Here is a 23,434-nt window from a genome sequence, read left to right as displayed (position 1 = left end):
TCCTAGATCGTCGCCGCCAGCTCCGTCGCTTGGCGAATGGCACGCTTGGCGTCCAGCTCGGCGGCGACGTCAGCACCGCCGATCACGTGGGTGGCCACGCCGTGCTCGCGCAGCGGCTCCACCAGGTCGGTGACGGAGACCTGCCCGGTGCACAGCACGATCGTGTCGACCTCGAGCACCCGCGCCTCCCGAGCGGACCGCCTGTCGTCGGGGTCCACGGGCACGGTCACGTGAAGGCCTGCGTCGTCGACGCGGACATACTCGACGCCTCTGAGCATCGCGACGCCGCCCTCGCGCAGCTCGGCACGGTGCACCCACCCGGTGGTCCTGCCGAGGCCCACGCCCAGACGCGAGCGCTTGCGCTGGAGCAGGTACACCTCGCGGCGCGGGCTCTGCGCTGCGTGTGGCGCGAGCCCGCCCGCATGCTCACGCGGATCGCCCACGCCCCACCGTGCCCGCCAGTGATCGACGCTCTCGTCCGCGTCGCGCAGCAGGAACTGGGCGACATCGAACCCGATGCCGCCCGCACCCAGCAGGGCCACGCGCTCACCCACATGCGCACCCTCCCCCACCACCTGCTGGTAGGTGAGCACCGATGGGTGATCGATGCCGGGGATGTCAGGCACCCGCGGCACGACCCCGGTCGCCACGACCACCTCATCGAAGGCCGCCAGCGCATCGGCTGTGGCGCGGGTCGCGAGATGGACGTCGACCGAGCGCAGCTTGAGCATGCGCGCGTAGTACGCCAGGGACGTCGAGAACTCCTCCTTGCCTGGAATGCGCGCCGCGAGGCGGAACTGGCCCCCGAGAGCGTCCGCAGCCTCGAACAGCTCGACCCGGTGTCCACGCCCGGCGAGCTCGACCGCGGCAGCCATGCCTGCGGGCCCGGCGCCCACGACGGCGATCCGCCGCGCTCGCCTTGTGGGTCCCAGCACCAGCTCCGTCTCGTAGCCGGATCGAGGGTTGAGCAGGCACGTCGCGCGCTTGCGGGAGAAGGCGTGGTCCAGGCAGGCCTGGTTGCAGGCGATGCAGGTGATGATCTGATCGCTGCGGCCGGTTGTGGCCTTCGCCACGAACTCGGCGTCCGCGAGCAGTGGCCGGGCCAGCGTGACGAGGTCCGCGTCCCCGCGCGCGAGGATCTCCTCGGCCGCCTCTGGCCGGTTGATGCGGTTGGTAGCCGCCACGGGAATCGCAACGGCGGCGCGCAAGCGGGCGGCGACGTCGACGAAGGCGGCGCGCGGCACCGAGGTCACGATCGTCGGCACCCGCGCCTCGTGCCAGCCGATGCCCGTGTTGAGGACGCTGACTCCGGCAGCCTCGAGCGCGTGCGCGAAGGCGATGGTCTCGTCCCAGGTCTGGCCACCCTCCACCAGATCGAGCACGCTCAGGCGGAACTGCACGATAAAGTCCGCGCCCACCAGGTCGCGCGTGCGGCGCACCACCTCGAGGGGGAACCGCATGCGCCGCTCGGGCGTGCCGCCCCAGGCGTCCGTGCGGCGGTTGGTGCGCGCGGCCAGGAACTGGTTGATCAGGTAGCCCTCGGAGCCCATGATCTCGACGCCGTCGTAGCCGGCGCGACGTGCGAGAGCGGCGCCGCGCGCGAAGGCGGTCGCGGTGCGGTCCACCTCGCGGCCCGTCATCGCGCGCGCGCGGAACGGCGTGATGGGCGACTTCCCCGCCGAGGCGCTCGCGGCGAGGGGATGGTAGGCGTAGCGCCCGGCGTGGAGGAGTTGCAGCAGGATGCGACCGTCGTGCTCGTGCACGGCCTCGGTCACAGGTCGGTGGGCGGCTGCGGCGCGCGCGTTCGTCATCGCTCCTGCGAACGGCGTCAGCCATCCCGTCCGCGTCGGCGCGAAGCCGCCGGTGACGATCAGAGCGACACCAGCCCGGGCCCGCTCGGCGTAGAAGGCGGCGAGCTTGGGCAGGTCGCTTCTCGAGTCCTCGAGCCCCAGATGCATCGACCCCATGACCACGCGGTTGCGCAGGGTGACATGGCCCAACTCGAGGGGGCTCAGGAGCGTGGGGTAGGCGCCGGGGCCGGCGTCGTCCGTCACTCCCACGCACGCCTCCTCGCGTCTCGGGGCGCCCACATCGGCGCGTCCTGCTCCACTCTACGTGCGCCGTGCGCGGGCTCCGGTTTCGCGCCTCGACCCGTGCGCGAAGGTGCTTAGGATGGACGGATGGAATCCGCAGCGACTCGGACCGAATGGTGGCGCACCGCCGTCATCTATCAGATCTACCCGCGATCGTTCGCGGACGCCTCGGGGGACGGAATCGGTGATCTCGCCGGCATCACCTCGCGGCTCGACGATCTCGCCGCCCTGGGGGTCGACGCGATCTGGCTCTCGCCGTTCTACACCTCGCCGCAGCGCGACGCGGGCTACGACGTCGCGGACTTCACGGACGTGGACCCACTGTTCGGCACGCTCGAGGACTTCGACACGATGCTGGAGCGGGCCCACGACCTGGGCCTGAAGGTCATCGTCGACATCGTCCCCAACCACACGTCGAGCGAGCACGCGTGGTTCCAGGCCGCGCTGGCCTCGCAGCCTGGCTCGCCGGAGCGTGCCAGGTACATCTTCCGCGACGGTCGCGGCCCGGACGGCGACGAGCCGCCGAACAACTGGGAGTCCGTGTTCGGCGGGCCCGCCTGGACCCGGCTCACTCGCCCGGACGGCACTCCCGAGCAGTGGTACCTGCACCTGTTCGACTCCAGCCAGCCGGACCTGGACTGGACCAACGAGGAGGTTCGGGTCGAGTTCGACCGGATCCTGCGTTTCTGGATGGACAGGGGCGCGGATGGCTTCCGCGTGGATGTCGCGCATGGGCTCGCCAAGGCGCCCGATCTGCCCGACTTCGTCATCACGGAGGACATCGATTCGATGGGCGCCGCGCAGATGGGCCACCCCGCCTGGGCGCAGGAGGGCGTGCACGAGATCTGGCGGCGCTGGCGCGCAGTGGTCGACAAGTACGACGACCGCATCCTCACCGCGGAGGCCTGGGTCGAGCCGCTGGCGGACATGGCCGCCTGGGTTCGTCCCGATGAGATGCACCAGGCCTTCAACTTTCCCTACCTCATGACGGGTTGGGATGCGCGGGCGCTGCGCGACGTGATCGATGCATCGCTCGACGCGTTCGCATCCGTGGGGGCCCCCGCCACCTGGGTGCTGTCCAACCATGATGTGGTGCGCCACCCGTCGCGCCTCGCACTGACTGCCCCGAACCCTCAGGGACAAGGCATCGGCGTGGACACCCCCGGCCTGGGAGACGCGTCGACCGGACTGCGCCGGGGCCGCGCTGCCACGCAGTTGATGCTCGCGCTGCCGGGCTCCGCGTACATGTACCAGGGCGAGGAGCTGGGCCTGCCGGAGGTGCTCGACATCCCGGCGGACGCACGCCAGGACCCCACGTGGCATCGGACCCAGGGTGAGCGGTACGGCCGCGACGGCTGCCGCGTCCCCATCCCGTGGAACGCCGATGCGCCCGCGTTCGGCTTCTCGCCGACAGGGGCGTCATGGCTTCCTCAGCCGGCGGTGTGGGCGGACCTGGCACGCGACCAGCAGGAGGGCGCACATGGGTCGACGCTCGAGTTCTACCGCAGCGCGCTCCGGCTGCGGCGGGAGCACGGCCTGGCGACGGCGCAGCTGAGCTGGCTGGACGTGCCCGAGCACGGACTGGCGTTCCAGGTGGGCGATGTCACCGTGATGACGAACCTCGGAGATGCGCCTCTCGACCTGCCCGGAGGTGACGTGCTCCTCGCCTCTGGGGAGGTCGACGGCGCGCTCCCTCCCGACACGACCGTTTGGCTCACGCGCTCCTGACGCTCGTCGCTGCGTTGGCGCCCAGCGTGGCTCTGCACGCGCACGCAGGCGCATCGGTGGGCCCGATGGCGAGGTGATCGGGGCTTGGATGCCGGGATACCATCGCCGCAGGCACCTGCAGCGCCTTGATCGCTGCGGGCCTCGCGCTCAAGGAGGAGACGATGGCGAAGATCGAGAAGGTCGCAGAGCTCGCCGGCGTCTCCACCGCCACCGTGTCCCGCGCGCTCGCCGGCAAGCCCACGGTGTCCCCCGCGACGCGCGCCCGGGTGGAGCGCGCCGCCAAGGAGCTGGGCTACGTCGTGTCGGCGAGCGCATCGAGCCTGGCCTCGGGACGCACTCGCAGCGTCGGTGTGGTGCTGCCGTTCCTCAGCTCGTGGTTCTACATGACCGTGCTGCGCGGGGTGCAGCGGGCATTGTCGGACGCCGGCTATGACCTCACGCTCTACCACCTCGACACGAACGTGGGGGCGGACCTTCCTGCCGAGCACAACCCACGCCGACGGCGGCTCTTCGAGGAGTTCCTGCGCCGCAAGCGCGTGGACGCGCTCATCGCCGTGAGCCTCGAGCTCGACGCGAACGAGCTCGAGAGCATGCGCAGCCTCGGCAAGCCCGTGGTGGGGATCGGGGGCCCCCTGCCCGGCGTGCCCACCCTGTCCGTCGACGACCGTGCGATCGCACGGCTGGCCACCGAGCATCTGCTCGCGCTCGGCCACCGCCAGATCGCGCACATCGCGGGCGACTCCGACTTCGAGCTCGACTTCCACCTGCCCACCACGCGACGCGCGGGATACGAGGACGCACTGAAGGCCGCTGGCCTCGCCCCCGACCCCTCGCTGGTCCGCTCTGCGGACTTCACCATCGCAGGAGGCTACGACGCGACGCTGCAGCTGCTCGGCGATCCATGGATCCACCCCACTGCGATCTTCGCGGCATCGGACGAGATGGCCATCGGCGCGATGCTCGCCGCGCGCGACCTGGGTCGAGAGGTCCCGGCAGATGTGTCCGTGGTGGGCATCGACGGCCACGATCTCGCCGGATTCTTCGGGCTGACCACGGTGGACCAGTTCCCCGAGGTGCAAGGTCGGCGCGCCGTGGAGACGCTGCTGCATCAGCTCCAGGGCGACGATTCCCCACCGGCGAACGAGGCCCTGCCGTACGAGCTCGTGGTGCGCACGTCGACATCGAGTCCTCGCGACGCTGCGGCGCGGTGACGCACCGCCCTCCCGTCTGACGGCCGTGGAGCCGTCTGCACCCGGCCACTCGAGGTGATCGCGGGCGAGCGTCGAGCGTCAGTGCTGCGATGCCGGAGCGCGCGTCAACGCCGACGGCCGCCCAGCATCGCGCCCAGGAGCATCGCGACCAATGCTCCCGCGAACGCGAAGCCGGCGACCCACAGGCTCCGCTCCATCACCAGCGGAGCCGTCTCCTCGGTGATGATGTCGCGCCAGATGGTCGACAGGGGCCCGTCCGTGCCGCCGGGGATGAAGGTGATGATCGTGTCAGGGCCCAGCAGGGCGATCGCGCCGCCGAACAGCAGGCAGATCAACCCCAGCGCCAGGAGCAGCTTCGCGACGAACCATCGACGGCGCTGAGACACCAGGATGCCCACGAGGAGGAGCGCGATGCCTGCCCACAGGCCCCACTGCGCTGCCCATTCGATCTGACGGTAGGTGTCGCGAGTGACCTCGAACGTCCCGGCGCTCAGCACCTCGACGCTCACCGTGCTCACGGAGACATCCGGGATGGCCTCGCCCACGACCGGGATCTCGTCGAGACGCGCGTTGATGGTGTCCGAGACATCGACGTCGAGAACGAGCGGTGCGGGCTCGCGCAAGGAGTCGGTCAGCTGCTCGGAGAACTGGCCGTGCGCTGCCTCGACCTCGCTCAGCACGCTGGTCTTGAACGCTTCGGTGCCCACTGCGGCCGCGATGCCGGACTCGAGCGCGGTGCGAACCACCGGGCCGTTCGCGTCGACGCCTGCGTCCGCGAACGCGGCGACGGCCCGGTCCGTCATGCGCTCCGCCACGAGGCTGCGCACGGCAGGAGACTCGAGCGCACGCTCGGTGATGCCCCGCAGCGCGGTGCCGTCCTCGACGGACGTGACGACCACGGAGCTCACCGCCCACGAGGCGATCAGGAACGCGCCGGCCAGCACGCACAGCGCGGAGACAACCGTCCTCAGCAGGCTCACGTGCCACTCTCCCATCCGAAGAACACTCGCTCCGTGACAGCCCGCGCGTGACGGGTGGCCCGGCCGTGGCGGTCGAGGAGCTCGGCACCAGTGTCGCGGACGTTCATGATCTCTGCCAGCACCTTGAGCTCGCGAGTGTCGCCGGGCAGAACGTCCGGCGTGCGCTCACGGCCTCGCAGCGCCAACGCACCGCGCAGATCGGTGGCGAGCACCCATGCCTCGTCGAGCTCCGCGGCGTCCTCGGCTGAGATCAGCTCCGCAGAGACCGCCGCGTGCAGGGCTTCACGCGTGCGCGTGGTCCGCAGCGCCTCAACACGGTGAGCATGCTGGAGCTGGAGCAGCTGAACGGTCCATTCGACGTCGGACAGTCCGCCCGGTCCCAGCTTGAGATGCCGGCGCGGATCGACGCCGCGTGGCAGCCGCTCGGACTCCATGCGGGCCTTGAGCGTGCGCATCTGCTTGAGAGCGGAGGCAGGCAGCTCGGCGGGATAGCGCACGGCGTCGATCATCGCGGTGAAGCGCTCCAGGAGCTCGGGCGACCCCGCACAGGGTCGTGCGCGCAGCAGCGCCTGCGCCTCCCAGGGGTCGGACCATCGCTCGTAGTACTCGGTGCTGGAGGCGAGCGACCGAGCCAGCGGACCGTTGCGTCCCTCGGGACGCAGGTCCGCGTCGATCTCGAGCGCCGGCTGCGGATTGACCTGCTTCAGAAGTCGCTGGATGCGCTTGGCCACCTTGACCGCGAGTGACGCGGCGTCCGGGTGATCGCCGTCGAACACGAACTGCACGTCCGCGTCCGAGGTGTAGGACATCTCGGAGCCGCCGTAGCGTCCCATCGCCACCACGATGAACTCGATGGGGAGATCGTCCATCCCCTCCTCGCGCGCCACCACCGCACTCGCGATGCGCAGCGCGCCGGCGATGAGCACGTCCGCCGCCGTCGACACCGATGCGGCGGCCTGCACGGAGTCGATGATGCCCAGCACATCCGCCGCCGCGGTGCGTGCCAGCTCCCGGCGGCGCAGGCCCCGAAGGGCGGTGATGCACTGGTCGGCGTCGTCGGAGCGCGTGAGGATCGCATCGGCCTCGCGCGCCAGACGTTCGGGCGCTCGCGGGGACAGCGCCGCGGTATCCCCCAGCCAGGTGACGTCCTCCGCCGAGGCGAGGAGCGCATCGGTCACGTACACGGAGGTGGACAGCAGGCGCGCCAGGCGCTCTGCCGCCGATCCCGAGTCGCGCAGCAGCTTCAAGTACCACTGCGCGTCCTTCAGCTGCTCGGAGAGCTTGCGGAACGCCAGGAGCCCGGAGTCGGGATCGGCGCCCTGGGCGAACCAGCCGATCATCGCTGGCAGCAGCTGACGCTGGATCGCGGCACGGCGCGACACGCCCTCGGTGAGCGCCGTGATGTGGCGCAGCGCCGCCTGCGGATCGTCGAAGCCCACCGCGGCGAGACGATCGCGCGCGGCGGCGTCGTCGAGGCGCGCCTCGTCCGCGCTGAGCGACGCCATCACCGGCAGCAGCGGCCGGTAGAACATCTCAAGATGCATCGCGCGCACGTCGCGGCGAATGTCGTGCCACACCTCCTCCATGTACTCGACGGTGGCGAAGCCGGACGCTCGCGCCAGCACTCGCTTGTCCGCGTCGTCCACGGGCATCAGATGAGTGCGCTGGAGCTTGCGCAGCTGCAGGCGGTGCTCCCATACCCGCAGCTGCCGGTACGAGCGGTCCATCTTGGCGGCATCGGGCCGTCCCACGTAGCCGCCACGACGCAGGGCTGCCAAGGCGTCCAGCGTGGTGCGCGATCGCAGGGAGGGATCGTGGCGGCCGTGAACCAGCTGCAGCAGCTGGATGGTGAACTCGACATCGCGAAGTCCACCGGGGCCCAGCTTGATCTGCCGCTCCTGCTCGTGAGCGGGAACATGCTCCTCGACGCGACGCCGCATGGCCTGCGCGCTCTCGACGAAACCGTCGCGCTCGACGGCGTTCCACACCAAGGGGGACATCGCATCGAGGTAGTGCTGTCCCACCTCCGGGTCGCCTGCGATGGGCCGGGCCTTGAGCAGCGCCTGGAACTCCCAGGTCTGCGCCCAGCGCTCGTAGTACGCCTGATGCGAGCCGATGCCGCGCACCAGCGCACCGTCCTTGCCCTCCGGGCGCAGGTTCGCGTCGACCTGCCACAGTGCGGGCTCCGGCCCGGGCCGGTCGCAGGCACGGGAGGCCGCGGCGGCGAGCCGGGTCGCGATCTTGAGCGAGACGTCGTCCTCCGCCCCCTCGGCGGGCTCGGCGGCGAAGATGACGTCGACGTCGGACACGTAGTTGAGCTCGCGCGCGCCGCACTTGCCCATGCCGATGATCGCGAGCCTCGTGAGGGCATGGTCGGGCTCGTCCGCACGCGCGATCGCGAGGCCCGCTTCGAGCGCCGCCCCAGCGAGGTCGGCCAGAACGGCCGCCACGGCGGGGAAGACGGTGGCGGGGACGTCCTCGAACAGGTCGACGGCAGCGACCCGCATCAGCTGGCGTCGGTAGGCGACGCGCATCGCGGCGACGCCGTCCGACCCCGCCATCGATGCGACAGGAACGTCCGCATCCGGGTCCGCGCCTACCGCCTCGAGCAGCACCCGCCGCTGGTCCACGGTGCCCAGAGCATCGTCCTCGGGCCAGGCATCGAAGTCCGCGATGTACTCCGGGTGGCGGACCAGGAAGTCACCCAGCGCCACGGATGCGCCCAGCAGCACCCCCAACCGCGCTCCGGCGCGGCGGTCGCGCAGCGCGACCAGGTCCTCCAGGTGGCCGCTGTCGCGCGCCGCCTCCGCGAGTCGCAGCAGCTGGAGCAGACCGGTCTCGGGATCCGCGAGGTACGACACCGCGAGCGCCGGATCCTCCAGACCCACCCCGGCGACGTGCTCGATCTGCTGGATCAGGCTGAGCGCGCGCTCGGTGTCGGAGACTCCGGCGCGCCGCAGCCTCGTCGCGAGGGAGACCTCTCGAGAGCTCACGGCTCCCCTACAGCACGGGCAGGTACTGCTCGAGCTCGTACGGCGTCACCTGAGCCCGGTAGGCCTGCCACTCCGCGCGCTTGTTGCGCAGCACGAAGTCGAACACGCGCTCGCCGAGCGTCTCCGCGACGAGCTCCGAGCGCTCCATCACCTCGATGGCCTGCGACAGCGACGAAGGCAGCGCCTGGTAGCCCATCGCCTTGCGCTCAGCCGGGCTGAGGTTCCAGACGTCGTCCTCCGCGCCGTCCGGCAGCTCGAGCCCCTCCTCGATGCCCTTGAGCCCTGCGGACAGCAGGACGGAGAACGCGAGATAGGGGTTCGCGGCCGAGTCCATCGCGCGGTACTCGACGCGCGTCGACTGGCCCTTGCCGGGCTTGTGGATGGGGATGCGCACCAGCGCGGAGCGATTGTTCGAGCCCCAGCACACGAAGGAAGGGGCCTCGGCGCCGCCCCACAGGCGCTTGTACGAGTTCACGTACTGGTTGGTGATCGCGCTGATCTCCGGCGCGTACTGCAGCAGGCCTGCCATGAACTGGCGGGCGACCGGAGACAGCTGGTGGTCCGCACCGGCCTCGTAGAAAGCGTTGCGGTCGCCCTCGAACAGGCTCATGTGAGTGTGCATCCCGGAGCCGGGGCCGTCCGCGAGCGGCTTGGGCATGAACGACGCGAACACGCCCTGCTCGAGCGCGACCTCCTTGATGACCGTGCGGAACGTCATGATGTTGTCCGCCATGGTGAGCGCGTCCGCGTACCGCAGGTCGATCTCGTTCTGGCCGGGTCCCGCCTCGTGGTGCGAGAACTCGACGGAGATGCCCATCGACTCCAGCATGGTGATCGCCTCGCGGCGGAAGTTGTGAGCGGTGCCGCGCGGCACGTTGTCGAAGTAACCGGCCTTGTCGACCGGCTTGGGCAGCTCCCCCGGCTGGGGCTTCTCGAGCAGGTAGAACTCGATCTCGGGGTGGGTGTAGAACGTGAAGCCCAGGTCCGATGCGCGGTCGAGGTTGCGCTTGAGCACCTGGCGGGGGTCGGACAGCGCGGGCTCGCCATCGGGCGTCGAGATGTCGCAGAACATGCGCGCGACGCCGTGTTCGGCGCCACGCCACGGCAGGATCTGGAAGGTCGAGGGGTCGGGCTTGGCGAGCATGTCCGCCTCGTAGACGCGGGTCAGGCCCTCGACAGCTGAGCCGTCGAAGCCGATCCCCTCGCTGAAGGCGTTCTCGAGCTCGGCCGGCGCGATGGCCACCGACTTGAGGATGCCGAGCACATCGGTGAACCAGAGACGGATGAAGCGAATGTCCCGCTCCTCGACGCTGCGGAGCACGTATTCCTGCTGCTTGTCCATGTGCCCATCCTGCCCTACCTGTGTTTCATTCGCGTCACGCGACCCGGCCACGCGCCGGCGGCTACGCTGACCGCATGCCAGGCTTGAGAATCGCACTCGCCCAGATCAACACCTGCGTGGGCGACATCGCTGGTAACGCCGCGCTTGTCATGGATCGCTGTCGCGCCGCCCACCGGCTGGGAGCGAACCTCGTGATCTTTCCGGAGATGACCACCACGGGCTATCCCATCGAGGACCTCGCGCTGCGCGAGAGCTTCCAGCGCGCGGCCGAGCGCTCCGTGGAGAGCATCGCCGCTGCGCTCGCGGACGAGGGCCTTGCGGATCTGGTGGTGATCCTGGGCACGCTGGGCGTGAGCCGCGGCGGCAAGCCCTTCAACCAGGCGGTGGTGATCCGCGACGGAGCGGTCGAGGCCCGCTACAACAAGCATCACCTCCCCAACTACGGGGTGTTCGACGAGCGCCGCATCTTCGCCGCTGGCGAGGATCGTTGCGTGGTCGACGTGAGGGGCCACCGCGTGGGCGTGGTGATCTGCGAGGACATCTGGCAGGACGGCGGGCCCGTGTCCCAGATGGACGATGCGGACATCCACCTGCTCGCCGTGCTCAACGGCTCGCCGTTCGAGGAGGGCAAGGGGCATGTGCGCACCGAGCTCGCCCAACGCCGTGCGCGAGAGGTCCGCGCACCTGTCGCCTACGTGAACCTGTGGGGAGGTCAGGACGACCTCGTCTTCGACGGCCACAGCTTCATCGTCGGCGCGGATGGTCGCGCCCTGGCATCCGCGCCCGGCTTCACCGATGCGCTGGTGGTGTGGGAGGTCCCTGACGACTTCGACACTCCCGCGCCGTCGACCATCGCGGAGCGCACCACCGACACCGAGCAGGTGTACTGGGCGTGCGTGACGGGACTGCGTGACTACGTGCTGAAGAACGGCTTCGGCTCGGTGGTGCTGGGACTGTCAGGCGGCATCGACTCGGCGTTGACGGCGGCGATCGCCGCGGACGCCCTCGGCGGCGGCAACGTCGTGGGCGTCTCCATGCCGTCGCCGTACTCGTCCGAGCACTCGCGGGACGATGCCGCGGACCTCGCCAAGCGCATCGGCGCGGACTACCGGGTCGAGCCCATCGCGAGCCTGGTCGACGCGTTCCAGGCACAGCTCGCCCTCGAGGGCGTCGCGGAGGAGAACCTGCAGGCACGACTGCGCGGCGTGATCCTCATGGCGCTGTCCAACCGCGAGGGGCACCTGGTGATCGCGCCGGGCAACAAGTCCGAGCTCGCGACCGGGTACGCCACGATCTACGACGCGGGATCGATCGGCGGCTTCGCTCCGCTGAAGGACGTGGACAAGTCGCGGGTGTGGGACCTCGCCCGGTGGCGCAACGCCTACGCGCGGTCGCGCGGCGAGGTGGAACCGATTCCCGAGAGCTCGATCACCAAGCCGCCCAGCGCGGAGCTGCGGCCCGGCCAGACGGATCAGGACTCCTTGCCCCCGTACGAGCTGCTGGATGAGGTGCTGGACGCCTACGTGGAGCACGCCGAGGGCCGCGAGGAGCTGCTGGCGAGGGGCTTCGATGCGGCGGTGGTGGACAAGGTGCTGTCGCTCGTGGACCGCGCCGAATGGAAGCGCCGCCAGTACCCGCCCGGCCCCAAGGTGACGGCGCTGGCCTTCGGGCGCGACCGCCGCCTGCCCATCACGAGCCGCTGGCGCGAGAACGGCTGACCGTCCCATTCTCGGGCACGGGCGCAGCCGCCTAGAGTGAAGGCATGGAACGCAAGAAGGTCCGCATCCACCACTTCGCTCAGATGAAGCAGCGCGGCGAGAAGATCACCATGCTCACCGCGTACGACTTCCCCACCGCCCGCGCCTTCGACGAGGCTGGCGTGGACATGCTGCTCGTGGGCGACTCCGTCGGCGACAACATGCTCGGGTACGACTCGACCGTGCCGCTCACGCTGGACGAGATGATCCCGTTCGCACGTGCCGTCGCGAAGGGCGCGCCGCACAGCTTCGTGGTGGCTGACCTGCCGTTCGGCTCGTACGAGGTCTCGCCGCAGCAGGCCGTCGAGTCCTCGATCCGGATGATGAAGCTCTCTGGAGCCCAGGCGATCAAGTTCGAGGGCGGCCGCCGCATCGCCTCGCAGGTCCGGGCGGTGACCGATGCGGGCATCCCCTTCTGCGGCCACCTGGGCTTCACCCCGCAGTCCGAGAACGCTCTGGGCGGGCGCCGGATCCAGGGTCGCGGAGACGGCGCGTACGACGAGATGCTCGCGGATGCGCTGGCGCTGCAGGAGGCGGGGGCGTTCGCCGTGGTGCTGGAGATGGTGATCGCGCCGGTGGCGGAGAAGATCACGGCAGCCCTCGACATCCCCACGATCGGCATCGGCGCGGGGTCAGGCACCGATGGCCAGGTGCTCGTGTGGTTGGACGCCCTGGGCGTGGGCGACTGGCACCCCAGCTTCTCGCATCAGTTCGCGCAGGTGGGCGCCGTGATGCAGCAGGGAGCCGCCGGCTATGTCGAGGCCGTCAAGGCTGGCTCGTTCCCGTCGGAGGACCACACGTTCGATGAGTGACCCCGTGGCCGCGGTCGAGAGCACCGGCCGCAAGCGCTGGGGCGTGTGGGTGCTAGCAGCGCTCGCGATGGTGACCGCTCCCGTGCTGCTGCTGGGACTGTGGGCCGAGGCCTCCCTGTGGCTCGAGGCCGGTGGCCGGGTCACCATGGCAGGCTGGACGCTCACGCTGACCCTGTGCGCCGTCGCCGCACTCACCGCCATGGCAGCAGGCGTGACCACTCAGGCCCGCTGGGGCTGGATGGGCCTCGGCGCGTCCGCGATCGAACTGGCCGGCGTCATCGCGCTGAGCCCGGCGCCCAGGGATCCGAACGTGGCGTGGAGCGGGATCGTGCTCGTCCTGACGCTTGCCGCGATCTGGTGGCACGCCATCGGCTCCGCCGTGGGATTCCTGGTGGCAGCGCTCAGAGGACGAGCCGCGTCACGCTAGTCGTCGCCCCGCCATTCGGCGTCGTCCTCGTCCCATGCCTCCGTGCGCTCCTGCGCCTTCTCGAGAGCGCGCGCGGCCTCCTCGGCCGAGCCGTAGGGACCCATCAGGTGCTCCCACGAGCTCTGCCTGCCCTTCTCCACCATGCGCGTGCGCGTGTTGAAGAAGTACTCGACCTGCTCCGTACCGTCGAATGACATCCGCATCGCCTCCATGAATAGACTGCCAGGTATGAGTCCCGTCCGCGAGAGCGTCGTGAAGGGTGTCGTGTCCCCGTGGCGCGACGTACCGCGGTCCATCCCCCGGCCGGAGTACGTGGGACGAGCGCGGGCCACCCGCTGGAACGGTGGCGACGTCCACGATGCCGAGATGCTCGAGCGCATCCGCGTCTCCGCGCGCATCGCGGCTCAGGCGCTCGCGGAGGTGGGGCGCAACGTCGTCCCGGGCGTCACGACAGACGAGCTCGACCGCATCGGCCATGAGTTCGTCCTGGACCACGGCGCCTACCCATCGACCCTGGGATACCCGGGCGCCGCCGGGCGCCCCCCGTTCCCCAAGGCCCTGTGCACCTCCGTCAACGAGGTGATCTGCCATGGGATCCCCGATTCGACCGTGGTCGAGGAGGGCGACATCGTCAAGGTCGACATCACGGCCTTCAAGGATGGCGCCCATGGAGACAACTGCGGATCCTTCATCGCCGGCGACGGCTCCGACGAGGCGCGGTCGCTGGTGGAGGTCACCCACGAGGCGATGATGCGCGGCATCAAGGCGGCGCAGCCCGGGCGCGAGGTCAACGTGATCGGACGCGTGATCGAGAAGTACGCGAAGCGTCACGGATTCGAGTCCGTGCGCAGCTACACCGGTCACGGTGTCGGTCCCGCCTTCCACACGGGCCTGGTGATCCCCCACTACGACGCCGCACCCGCGCATGCGGACGTGATCGAGCCGGGCATGGTGTTCACCGTGGAGCCGATGCTGTGCGCGGGCTCCGAGTCCAACCACGAGTGGGACGACGGCTGGACCGTCGTCACGGACGACGGCTCGTGGGTCGCCCAGTTCGAGCACACGATCCTCATCACCGACGATGGCCCGGAGGTCCTGACGCAGCCATGAGCAAGCACATCGCACTCGGAGTCGACATCGGCGGCACTGGCATCAAGGCCGCGCCCGTCAACCTCAAGACGGGAGAGTTCGAGGAGGAGCGCTACCGCATCCCCACCCCCGATCCATCGACGCCGGACGCGGTCGCCAGGACGGTCGCCAAGTGCATCGCGAAGTTCTCCCCCGGTCGCAAGACCGCGATCGGCGTCGCATTCCCCGGAGTGGTCCAGAACGGCGTGGTGAAGACGGCGGCCAATGTGGACGACGCGTGGATCGGCACCAACCTGCGCGACATCATCCGCGACTACGCCGGGCATGACGTCTACGTCATGAACGACGCGGACGCGGCGGGCTACGGCGAGTACAAGCATGGCGCCGCACATGGACAGGACGGCGTGATCCTCATGACGACGCTCGGCACGGGCATCGGCTCGGCGCTGATCGTGGACGGTCAGCTCGTGCCCAACACCGAGCTGGGCCACACGGACATCGGCGGCGAGGAGGCCGAGTCGTTCGCGGCGGACTCCGCTCGCGAGCGGCTCGGGCTGGATTGGGACGCGTGGTCCAAGAACCTGCAGCGCTTCTACTCAGAGATGGAGAAGCTGCTGTGGCCGGATCTCATCATCGTGGGCGGCGGAGTCTCGAAGTCGCACCACATGTTCCTTCCCCACCTCACGCTGCGGGCTCCCATCATCCCCGCTGAGCTGCGCAACGGTGCGGGCATCGTGGGGGCGGCGGCATGGGCGGCCTCCGAGCACAAGAAGGACGAGAAGAAGCGCAAGGACGCGGACAAGAAGTCCTCGAAGAAGAGCTGACCCGAGCGCCTTCGGCTAGCGCGCATCCGCCGGTCAGGCCTGCTGGAACTCCAGGGAGTTGCCGAACACATCCGTGGTGTGGAAGCGCCGGATGCCCGGCAGCGAGTGGTCGGAGCGCTCGGTCGCGTGGCCAGCGTCGTTCAACGCCGCCTCGATCGCGCCCAGATCCTCGACGACGATCGCCGGATGGCCGGTGCGGATGGGCTCGAAGCGATCGTCCGGGACCAGGTGCAGCACCACGTCCCCGGCCTCGAACCAGCAGGCGTCGGGGTGGCGGATGGTGTCGGGGCGCGGGACCTCGACCATCCCCAGCACCTCGCCGTAGAAGCGCCGCGCCTGCTCCTCGCCACCCACCGGGATGGTCAGCAGGACGTGATCGATGCCCGTGAACTCGGTGATCGTTCCCGCCATCCGGCGGTCCTTGCGTCGCACACCCGAGTGCACCATCTCGGGATCGACGATGGTGAGCCGGAACACCGGTGGACCCATGCAGTACAGCGCCACGAGCAGGAACCACCCGCCCTCGACCAGGAGGCGAGACTCCGTCAGGGCCTGGAGCGACAGCGCGACGGTGAGCAGCGCCCAGCCCAGCGGGATGAACGTGTCGCCCTTGCCGGCGCGCTCCACCAGGCGCCACGCGCTTCCGAACAGCAGCACCAGCATCGCGACCAGCAGCACGAGTCCGATGAGCCCGAGCTGGAGCCAGACGTCCAGGAACGCGTTGTGGGCGTGCGTGGGGCGCACCCACTTCACCTCGGTGCCGATCTCGGAGTACGGGTACTGCCAGATGGGCCAGTAGCCCACGAAGCCCCAGCCATCGGGACGCTGCTGGGCGAACGCGATCACGTCCTCCCAGATCTCGGTGCGGCTGGTGAGGTCCGAGTCGCGGCCTAGGAGCGCGAAGATCCCCTGGCTGTACTTGAGGGTCAGCACGGCCGCCACGGCGCTGAAAGCAAGGATGGTGAACGACAGGACGCGCTTGGTGCGCAGGGGCACCCTGCGGATCACGATCGCGCCCACCGCGATCGCGACGAGGTATGCCGCCGATGCGGTGACCGTCGCGGACTGCGTCAGCAGATGGACGCCCGCGGCCGCGCCGATGGACACCCACCCCTCCGTACGGCCGATGCGCCGCTCGAGCATGAGCACGAACGTGACGATCACGAGGAACAGGGCGATCGCACCGAACGGGTTGCGGTTTCCCACGAAGCCCTGGATGGGGCCGCCCTGGAAGAGCACGCCGTCGGACCACACGACCTCCTTGAGGCCGGAGCCCTCTCCCGCGATGTTGACGAGGTCCGGCATGAACGGGCCGATCTGCCCCAGGAACAGCGACGCGACCACGATCTCGAAGATGATCCCGAGCGCCAGGCTGATCTGGAGCCCTCGGTACAGCCTCACCATGAACTCGGTCGCGGAGGTGCCCCGGGCGGTCACGATCGCGATGTAGGTGGTCACCAGCATCACCACGACGGCGAGCAGGGTGATCGCGCGAGTCGCGGACCACAGGATGCTCAGTGCCGCCAGGCCCACGAACGCCCCCACCAGCAGCGGTGGGCGCAGGTCGCGCCAGGTGGTGCGGAAGGCCACGACCACCGTGACGACCGTCAGCGCGCACATCGCCCCGTACATGGGCAGGCCCACGAGGTAGCGGAAGCCCTGTCCCGACATCAGCAGCACCACGACCCAGATGGTGATGGCGCTCTGTCCCGCCGTCGACGAGAGGCGGCGGCGAGCGGCCTGCATCGGGGTGCTGGGCATGGGCGGGGCTACTCCTCGAGGGTGGGCGCCCACGTCGGGCGCGGCGAGTCTGGCTGGCTCTCGCCGGATGAGCACCCGATTCTATCTCGCTGGGCGGTGGTGGCTCGCGAGGTGTCGGAAGCGCCGCGCCTGCACTACTCGACGCCGCCCACGGTGGCGCCAGGCGGGTACGCGCCCTGAGCGATGTCGTCCCAGAACTGATCGACCAGATCCGGGTCCAGCAGCACGGTGGAGCCCACCCCGTCGACGCCGTACCCCATGTCCGCGATCGGCGGCGTGCCTGTCACGGCCTCGCCTCCGAGTCCGGAGCGAAGCACCCATGCCATGCGGCCGATGTCGATCACGCCGGTGTCGTCGTTGAAGGTGAAGGCGCCGAGCGCCGCCGAGGTGACCGGCACGAGCTGGAAGGGGTTGAGCAGCGTCGAGGGGCTGAGCACCTCTTCCGCGACGGCACCCACGACTTGGCGTTGGCGCTGGGCGCGGCCGATGTCGCCGAGCGGGTCGCTGTAGCGCATGCGTGAGAACGCGAGGGCGGTCTCCCCGTCAGAGAGGTGACAGCCCGCCTCCCACTCGAGCTGGCTCAGCTCGTCGGAGACGTCCTGGTCGTAGCAGAGCTCGACGCCATCCACCGCGTCGACCATGTCCGCGACTCCCATGAAGCCCACCTCGAGGTAGCCGTCGATCGTGAGTCCGCTCAGGTTCTCGACCGTCTCGACCAGCAGTTCCGGGCCCCCGAACGCGAAGGCTGCGTTGACCTTGTTCGCGCTGTATCCCGGGATCTCGACGTACGAGTCTCGCGGAATGCTGATGAGAGCCGTCGGACCGGACTCGGGCTGGTGGAGCAGCATGATGGTGTCCGTGCGCGCACCCTCGGTGGGGTCGCCAGTGTCGAGGCCCTCACGCGAGTCCGAGCCCACGATGAGGTAGGTGCGTCCGGGAGTGTCCGGCGCTGCGCTGAGCGCGGGCACCGTCTGGATCTGCCCCTGGGCCCACAGCATGAACCCGATCACCGGGATCGCGACCAGCAGGATCAGCACGAAGGCCGCCGTGCAGCAGCGGTGGCGGCGGCGCCTGCGCGGCCGGGGCGCGGCTGGACGCGCGCCCTGCCCTCCGGCTGGTCGCTGCGGCGGGCGTGGAGCGGGACGCCCAGCGGGCTGCGGTGGACGGCCTCCCTGCTGCTGCGGACCCTTCTGCGGCGGCATCACGCGCGTCTCGTCGACCGCGTCGCGACCGGGAGGGTAGGCGTGCACGCGGCGTGGTCCGGACCCGGAGCTCGAGGGCTGCTTGGGCTGGATCGACGGCGGCATGGGCCGGCGTGCGCCCGGGGCGCCGTCACGCTTGCTGCGGTCGCCACCGCCCGTGGAAGTCACCCTGCGAGGCTAGCGCTCGCAGTGCCAGATGCGGCGCGCGACGTGCCGGGGCGGCCACCACCCCGCGCGCACCTAGGTGGCGCAGCCGGCGCCCCGGGTCTGAGCCTCGATGTACGCGAGCACCTCATGGGTGAAGCCCTCGATGAGGTCGGCCTCGACCCAACGCTCGAACTGAACCTCGAGCTCTTCGCAGTCGCCGGCGCGCGCCCGATCATCGATGTGAACCTTGAGGTGCTCGCCCTCACCCAGCGGCGCGAGCTCCCAGAAGGTGGGTGCTGCCGACTGGGTTGGGGCCGCAGGCGCGCCCTCCGTGGTCTCCACCGGCGCGGGTTCGACGGAGCCGTCAGCCGCAGGGGCCGAGCAGGCCGCGAGGGACAGGGAGGCCACGATGATCGCTGCGTTGCGCATGCCGACACGGTAGTCGCGAGACGCGCGACTTTCGTCTGCAGCACGCGCACAAGTGGCGAAGTCGACATCCGCCGCCCGCCGGACGCTCAGGAACGGGCGGCCTCCACCGCCGCCCGCACGGTCTCAGGGTCAGTGCGCAGGGTGCCGTCGCCGCGGAGGCTGGGCGACTGCGCGCGCAGGTGCACCTCGCGCACGGGAGCCGATGCGAGCAGGGCGCCCACGTTGTGCGGACGCACTCCCCCGCCGGCGAGCACTGCGGGCCCGAACGGCGCCGCCGCCAGCCGCGCCAGCGCATCGGCTCCTTGCGCCGCCGTGGGCGCACCGCCAGAGGTGAGCACGCGCTCGACCCCCAGTCGCGCGAGCCCGGCATACGCCGCGTCGAGGTCCGCGGCGTCGTCGATGGCCTTGTGGAACGTCACCGGGACCGGCTGCGCTGCCTGGACGATGCGCGCGACGGTCTGCTCGTCGACGGCGCCCTCCGCCGTGAGAGCCCCGGTCACGATGCCCACCCTCACGCGCGCCGAGGCGGCCAGGTCGCGGATCGCCCGCGCGTCCTCGACCATCACCGCGACCTCGTCCTCGTCGTACACGAAGTCACCGCCGCGTGGCCGCACCATCACCTGCACTCCCACGCGTGCCACGCGCGCCAGCACCTGCCGGATCATCCCGATCGACGGCGTGGTTCCTCCTTGGCCCAGGTCCGCGCACAGCTCCACGCGGTCGGCGCCCTCGCGCTCGGCGACCACCGCACCCTCGACGTCATCGATCACGATCTCGACCAGGACGGAGCTGGCAGTGTGAGGAGGCACCGTTCGATGGTACTGGGAGGGCACATTCGTGACGCGCAGGGTCAGTCGGCGGCCTCGGCATCGAGCGCATCCACCAGCAGCCCCACCAGGGCCTCGACCTGAGCCGAAGCCGAGGGCTCGGCGTCGTCGCCCACAGCTCCGTCGAGCGCGCGAGCCGCGAGTCCGGACTTGCTGTCGATGAGCTGCGCGATCCTTGAGTCGACGGTCTGCGTCGCGATGATGCGCCACGCGGTCACTGGCTCGGTCTGGCCGATGCGGTGGATGCGATCGATGGCCTGCGTCTGCTCTGCATCGGTCCACGACAGCTCAGCAAGCACGAGGTTCGACGCAGCCTGCAGGTTCACGCCTACTCCGGCGGCCATGAGCGAGCACACGATGACGTGGACATCAGGATCGTCCGTGAACGAGGCGATGCTCCGCTCTCGCGCCTTGGCGCTCTGGTCGCCGCGCAGCGAGACATAGCCGATCCCACGGTCCGCGAAGGTCTGCTCCGCCTCGTCCATGACGTCGACATGCTTGGCGAAGAACACGACCTTGCCGACGTTGCGAACCAGCTGCGCCGCATAGTCGGCCGCAAGCCCGGCCTTCGCCTGGCCGATGCGACGGACCAGAGCGAACACGGTGTCGCCAGACTTCTTGGAGGCCGCATCCTTGAGCTCGGCCGTTGCGATCGCGCGTGCGATGCCGAGGTCGACGCCGTCGACCGGCTCGCCGTCCTCGCGGGCGCTGACGGCGCGCCGGTACTGGGCGACCATCCGTTCGGCGAGAGCGGCCTCGGCAGCACGGATGGTGCGACCGGCGGGTCCGTCGAGCTCGACGGGCAGGTCAGCGACGCGCCGCGACGGGATGTCCGCCGCGACGTCGACCTTGCGCCGGCGGACGATCCCCTGATCGATGACAGCAGAACGCGCGGCCGCGAAGAATCCCCGGTCGCTCGGATCCAAGCCTGTCGCCTCGAGCGCCGCCATGAGCGGCCCTCGCGGCTTGTCCTCGTCGATCCAGCCGAGGAACTGCCAGATCGCCCGAAAGTCCTCGATGTCGTTGATCAGCGGCGTGCCGGTGAGCGCCATGAGGAGCGGGCGGGTGGTGCGCTGCTGGATGCGCGCTGACAGCTCGAGCACATGCTGCGAGCGTTGCGACGACTTGTTCTTGATGAAGTGCGCCTCGTCCACGACCATTCCGCGGAATCCGTGGGTGCCGAACCACCCGGCATGGCGGTCCAGGATGTCGTAGTTGACGATCACCACGTCAGCGAAGGCATCCACGTCGTCGCCGTCACCGTGGACCACCGTCGCACGGCGGCCCGGAGTCCACATGTCGACCTCGCGCGCCCAGTTGGTCTTCACGACGTTCGGCGCCACCACGAGAAGCGGGTACGCGTCGGCGGCCTGCGCGGCGAGCAGCGCCTGGGCCGTCTTGCCGAGTCCGGGCTCGTCGGCGAGCAGGAAGGTGCGATGCCCTCGTGCAGCGGCTCCGACCACCTGGTCCTGGTGCGGCATCAGAGAGCGGCCGAGCGGCAGGCGTGTCGCTCCGGCGGTCGACCCTCGCTCGGGCAGCGCCATGCACGCGGGCACTCCCGGCGAGTCGTGCTCGAAGGAGCGGAACAGCGGGGTGAGGAGCTCCCACCCTGCGAGACGTCGAGGCCGTGCGGCCTCCTGCTCGCGGGCTGCACCGAAGGACGGTGCCAGGAAGGGGTTCGCCATCTGGCGCGACAGCGCGGACTGCGGCACCACCTGCTTCTCGGCACCAGGCGACGGCGCGGCAGGAGGCTCGTGCGCAGGCTCGGGCTCGTCCGGTACGTCGCGTCCCGCCTGGCGCAGCACGTCGAGCCTCAGGCCGCGAGCCGCGTCGCTCACGCGCGCGTCCTCCGCGAGCAGCGTCAGCAGCGACGTGTCGCGCGCGGCAGTCTTCGCGAGCAGTTCCCCGACGCCGTCGAGCCTGCGCAGGCGTTCCTCTCGCGCGGAAGAGCTGAGCGATGCGTCGTCCTTCACCGCCGCCCGCTCCTCGCGCACCAGCAGCGCCACGACCTGGAAGGTGGTGCGCACGCTGGCGCGAACAGGAGGACGCTGCAGTGCGCGGTCGACATCGTTCGCGAGCGCTGCGAGCAGCGGGATGAGGCCCTTCTCGCGGGGCCTGGTCGCCTGCTGCTTCCGGCCACCGCCTCGAGGGCGCGGCGTGCCGCCCTTGGCGCGCGCACGGCCGGAGCGCCCCTGAGCTGATCGAGACACTGAGCCTCCTGTTCGTGGTGTCGCCATCGGGACGGCACGCCTCGCGTTCGAGACGAGTCCGCCACGCGGCGGCTGGACCGCCGTCCGCTCCCTCGTGTCTCCACGCAGGTGCGCGTCGGCGGAGCAACCCGCCTGCACGCCGAGCGCCGGAGCCGCGCCTGTGACCCCGACGCGGACGCTGGTGGCCACTGCTGCGCTACCGGGGGTGGTGCCCGCTCTCGATCGCCGGGGTGAACGACCGCTGATGTGCCCTGATCGGGACATCGTGCGGGACAGGCGCGGGTGAGCCGCCTGAGGCGACTCTAGCAAACGCTGACGCCAGCACCCTCTGACGAGAGCTGCCGCGAGCCAGCCCTGAGGCGGATGAGCTGGCCGATACGCCGGGTTCTGTCGGGTGCGCGCATTGCTGCACTCGCACCGGGCGACCATCCATCTACGCCCTGGATTGCTCCAGGGCTCCAGCGACCTACCCGAGAGCATCGGGCGGGCAGCCCTCAAGCGCTCTCTGTCTGGCCTTGCTCCGGGTGGGGTTTACCGTGCCGCTCCTGTCACCAGTCGCGCGGTGAGCTCTTACCTCACCCTTTCACCCTTACCGCCCGGCGCCTTGCGACGCCGGGAGGCGGTCTTCTCTCTGTGGCACTGTCCCGCGGGTCACCCCGGGTGGCCGTTAGCCATCACCCTGCCCTGCGGAGCCCGGACGTTCCTCGGGATCCGTGAAGGACCACGCGGCCGCCTGGCCAGCTCATCCGCGCCTCCAGACTACCCGGGGTGGGCGGCCACGCTCACCCGAACGGTCCGAGCCCGGCATCCGGCCCGTACCCTGGTGGCGTGCTGATCCTGCTCCCGCCGTCCGAAGGCAAGACCGCGCCCGCCTCCGGTCCCCCGGTGGATCTGGAGTCGCTCGCCCACCCGGGCCTCGCGCGCGCACGCCGTCGCGTGGGCGACGCGCTCGCGAAGGTGAGCGCCCAGCGCAACGCCTACGACGTGCTCGGCGTGGGCGCGAGCCTGGGAGCCGAGGTCGAACGCAATCGCACGCTCTGGGACAACCCCGCCGCTCCCGCATCGGCCGTCTACACCGGCGTGCTCTACGACGCCGCCGGCGCCGCGCACTGGACCGGCGCAGACCTCGAGCACGCCGCCGAGCGCGTGCGGATCGTGTCCGCGCTGTGGGGCGCCGTCTCCCCCTCGGACCTCATCCCTGCCTACCGCCTGTCGATGTCGACGAGCCTGGGGCGCATCGGCCCCCTGGCGTCGTTCTGGCGCCAGCACCTGGCCGCGGAGCTGGGACACCTCGCCCACGGCCGCCTGGTGGTCGACTGCCGCAGCTCGTCCTACGTCGCCGCCTGGCGCCCCGCAGGGATCCCCCACGTGTCCGTGCGCGTCGAGCGCGAGCTGCACGGCAGGCGCACCGTCGTCAGCCACATGGCCAAGCACACTCGCGGCCTCCTCACGGGCGCGCTGGTGAGGGCCGATGCGGTGCCGGAGACCGCTCAGGACCTGGCCGACGCCGCGCGCACCATCGACGGTGTGATCGACGTGACGCTCACCGAGCACGAGCTGACGCTCGTGGTCGCCGCCTGAGCGACTCGCGACATCCCGCAC

General features: G+C 70.3%; 18 protein-coding genes and 1 other RNA gene. 8 read left to right on the top strand and 11 right to left on the bottom strand.

Annotation, left to right across the window (positions count from 1 at the left end; genetic code table 11):
* Positions 1–2: 2 nt before the first annotated feature.
* Complete coding sequence (locus tag Dac01nite_RS11655; RefSeq protein WP_275404554.1) at positions 3–2,060, bottom strand: NADPH-dependent 2,4-dienoyl-CoA reductase; 2,058 nt, start codon at positions 2,058–2,060, stop codon at positions 3–5.
* A gap of 120 nt (positions 2,061–2,180) precedes the next feature.
* Here Dac01nite_RS11655 and Dac01nite_RS11650 point away from each other — a divergent pair, with 120 nt between their 5' ends.
* Complete coding sequence (locus Dac01nite_RS11650) at positions 2,181–3,821, top strand: glycoside hydrolase family 13 protein (protein ID WP_203657185.1); 1,641 nt, start codon at positions 2,181–2,183, stop codon at positions 3,819–3,821.
* A 161-nt stretch (positions 3,822–3,982) separates the two neighbouring features.
* A complete protein-coding gene (locus tag Dac01nite_RS11645) occupies positions 3,983–5,032 on the top strand; it encodes a LacI family DNA-binding transcriptional regulator (RefSeq protein ID WP_203657184.1) in 1,050 nt (349 codons plus the stop codon).
* Positions 5,033–5,136: 104 nt separating this feature from the next.
* Here the strand turns inward: Dac01nite_RS11645 and Dac01nite_RS11640 are convergent, their stop codons facing one another.
* From Dac01nite_RS11640 to Dac01nite_RS11630, 3 genes are read right to left on the bottom strand one after another with little or no spacing between them, the layout of a single operon-like run.
* Positions 5,137–6,012, bottom strand: a complete 876-nt coding sequence (locus Dac01nite_RS11640) for a hypothetical protein (RefSeq protein ID WP_203657183.1) — start codon at positions 6,010–6,012, stop codon at positions 5,137–5,139.
* Entirely contained in the window at positions 6,009–9,005 is a 2,997-nt protein-coding gene (locus Dac01nite_RS11635) for a bifunctional [glutamine synthetase] adenylyltransferase/[glutamine synthetase]-adenylyl-L-tyrosine phosphorylase (protein WP_203657182.1), read from the bottom strand. The genes Dac01nite_RS11640 and Dac01nite_RS11635 overlap by 4 nt, the downstream gene beginning before the upstream one ends.
* Positions 9,006–9,012: 7 nt before the next feature.
* Positions 9,013–10,347, bottom strand: coding sequence for a glutamine synthetase family protein (locus Dac01nite_RS11630; RefSeq protein ID WP_203657181.1), 1,335 nt, complete (start codon positions 10,345–10,347; stop codon positions 9,013–9,015).
* 74 nt (positions 10,348–10,421) lie between these two features.
* Here Dac01nite_RS11630 and Dac01nite_RS11625 point away from each other — a divergent pair, with 74 nt between their 5' ends.
* Genes Dac01nite_RS11625 through Dac01nite_RS11615 form a run of 3 tightly spaced genes read left to right on the top strand, consistent with a single transcriptional unit; the run spans position 10,422 to position 13,343 of the window.
* A complete protein-coding gene (locus tag Dac01nite_RS11625) occupies positions 10,422–12,065 on the top strand; it encodes an NAD+ synthase (protein ID WP_203657180.1) in 1,644 nt (547 codons plus the stop codon).
* Positions 12,066–12,109: 44 nt separating this feature from the next.
* The gene (gene panB / locus Dac01nite_RS11620; protein WP_203657179.1) at positions 12,110–12,916 is read left to right on the top strand and encodes a 3-methyl-2-oxobutanoate hydroxymethyltransferase; all 807 of its coding nucleotides are present in this window, start codon (positions 12,110–12,112) and stop codon (positions 12,914–12,916) included.
* Positions 12,909–13,343, top strand: coding sequence for a hypothetical protein (locus Dac01nite_RS11615; RefSeq protein ID WP_203657175.1), 435 nt, complete (start codon positions 12,909–12,911; stop codon positions 13,341–13,343). Before panB ends, Dac01nite_RS11615 begins: the two co-directional genes overlap by 8 nt.
* Here Dac01nite_RS11615 and Dac01nite_RS11610 read toward each other — a convergent pair.
* Positions 13,340–13,540 (bottom strand): SPOR domain-containing protein, encoded by a 201-nt coding sequence (locus Dac01nite_RS11610; RefSeq protein WP_203657174.1) that lies wholly within the window; start codon positions 13,538–13,540, stop codon positions 13,340–13,342. The two genes, Dac01nite_RS11615 and Dac01nite_RS11610, sit on opposite strands and share 4 nt — an antisense overlap.
* Positions 13,541–13,571: 31 nt before the next feature.
* On the opposite strand from Dac01nite_RS11610, the gene map reads away from it, so the two are divergent.
* Entirely contained in the window at positions 13,572–14,453 is an 882-nt protein-coding gene (gene map, locus Dac01nite_RS11605; RefSeq protein WP_203657173.1) for a type I methionyl aminopeptidase, read from the top strand.
* On the top strand, positions 14,450–15,256 hold the full coding sequence (gene ppgK, locus Dac01nite_RS11600; RefSeq protein WP_203657168.1) for a polyphosphate--glucose phosphotransferase: 807 nt from the start codon (positions 14,450–14,452) through the stop codon (positions 15,254–15,256). The genes map and ppgK overlap by 4 nt, the downstream gene beginning before the upstream one ends.
* A gap of 33 nt (positions 15,257–15,289) precedes the next feature.
* Here ppgK and Dac01nite_RS11595 read toward each other — a convergent pair whose 3' ends face one another.
* The 6 genes from Dac01nite_RS11595 to rnpB form a co-directional block, all read right to left on the bottom strand.
* Positions 15,290–17,017: an O-antigen ligase family protein gene (locus Dac01nite_RS11595; protein ID WP_203657166.1), complete on the bottom strand. Its 1,728-nt coding sequence runs from the start codon at positions 17,015–17,017 to the stop codon at positions 15,290–15,292.
* A 134-nt stretch (positions 17,018–17,151) separates the two neighbouring features.
* Positions 17,152–18,387 carry an LCP family protein gene (locus Dac01nite_RS11590; protein WP_239066640.1) on the bottom strand — a complete coding sequence of 412 codons (1,236 nt, stop codon included), beginning with the start codon at positions 18,385–18,387 and terminating at the stop codon, positions 17,152–17,154.
* 72 nt (positions 18,388–18,459) lie between these two features.
* Positions 18,460–18,795, bottom strand: a complete 336-nt coding sequence (locus Dac01nite_RS11585; protein ID WP_203657158.1) for a hypothetical protein — start codon at positions 18,793–18,795, stop codon at positions 18,460–18,462.
* Between the two features lie 86 nt (positions 18,796–18,881).
* On the bottom strand, positions 18,882–19,604 hold the full coding sequence (locus Dac01nite_RS11580) for a copper homeostasis protein CutC (RefSeq protein ID WP_203657156.1): 723 nt from the start codon (positions 19,602–19,604) through the stop codon (positions 18,882–18,884).
* Positions 19,605–19,645: 41 nt separating this feature from the next.
* A complete protein-coding gene (locus Dac01nite_RS11575) occupies positions 19,646–21,832 on the bottom strand; it encodes a DEAD/DEAH box helicase (protein ID WP_373307252.1) in 2,187 nt (728 codons plus the stop codon).
* Between the two features lie 360 nt (positions 21,833–22,192).
* Positions 22,193–22,577, bottom strand: an RNA gene (gene rnpB, locus Dac01nite_RS11570) — RNase P RNA component class A.
* 83 nt (positions 22,578–22,660) lie between these two features.
* Between rnpB and Dac01nite_RS11565 the strand changes: the two genes are divergently transcribed.
* Entirely contained in the window at positions 22,661–23,413 is a 753-nt protein-coding gene (locus tag Dac01nite_RS11565; protein WP_203657152.1) for a YaaA family protein, read from the top strand.
* The last annotated feature ends 21 nt before the right edge of the window (positions 23,414–23,434 follow it).

Origin of the sequence: Demequina activiva (assembly GCF_016862815.1) — a bacterium.
Lineage (GTDB): Bacteria > Actinomycetota > Actinomycetes > Actinomycetales > Demequinaceae > Demequina > Demequina activiva.
The sequence above is the reverse complement of the archived record's forward strand: the minus strand, read 5'-3'. Positions and strand labels throughout refer to the sequence as shown.

What these genes read in the sequence shown, in the direction of transcription:
- Dac01nite_RS11650 (WP_203657185.1), top strand. Translation starts at nt 2,181, where the DNA reads ATGGAATCCGCAGCGACTCGGACCGAATGGTGGCGCACCGCCGTCATC.
- Dac01nite_RS11645 (WP_203657184.1), top strand. Translation starts at nt 3,983, where the DNA reads ATGGCGAAGATCGAGAAGGTCGCAGAGCTCGCCGGCGTCTCCACCGCC.
- Dac01nite_RS11630 (WP_203657181.1), bottom strand. Translation starts at nt 10,347, where the DNA reads ATGGACAAGCAGCAGGAATACGTGCTCCGCAGCGTCGAGGAGCGGGAC.
- Dac01nite_RS11625 (WP_203657180.1), top strand. Translation starts at nt 10,422, where the DNA reads ATGCCAGGCTTGAGAATCGCACTCGCCCAGATCAACACCTGCGTGGGC.
- panB (WP_203657179.1), top strand. Translation starts at nt 12,110, where the DNA reads ATGGAACGCAAGAAGGTCCGCATCCACCACTTCGCTCAGATGAAGCAG.
- Dac01nite_RS11615 (WP_203657175.1), top strand. Translation starts at nt 12,909, where the DNA reads ATGAGTGACCCCGTGGCCGCGGTCGAGAGCACCGGCCGCAAGCGCTGG.
- Dac01nite_RS11610 (WP_203657174.1), bottom strand. Translation starts at nt 13,540, where the DNA reads ATGTCATTCGACGGTACGGAGCAGGTCGAGTACTTCTTCAACACGCGC.
- map (WP_203657173.1), top strand. Translation starts at nt 13,572, where the DNA reads ATGAGTCCCGTCCGCGAGAGCGTCGTGAAGGGTGTCGTGTCCCCGTGG.
- ppgK (WP_203657168.1), top strand. Translation starts at nt 14,450, where the DNA reads ATGAGCAAGCACATCGCACTCGGAGTCGACATCGGCGGCACTGGCATC.
- Dac01nite_RS11595 (WP_203657166.1), bottom strand. Translation starts at nt 17,017, where the DNA reads ATGCCCAGCACCCCGATGCAGGCCGCTCGCCGCCGCCTCTCGTCGACG.
- Dac01nite_RS11585 (WP_203657158.1), bottom strand. Translation starts at nt 18,795, where the DNA reads ATGCGCAACGCAGCGATCATCGTGGCCTCCCTGTCCCTCGCGGCCTGC.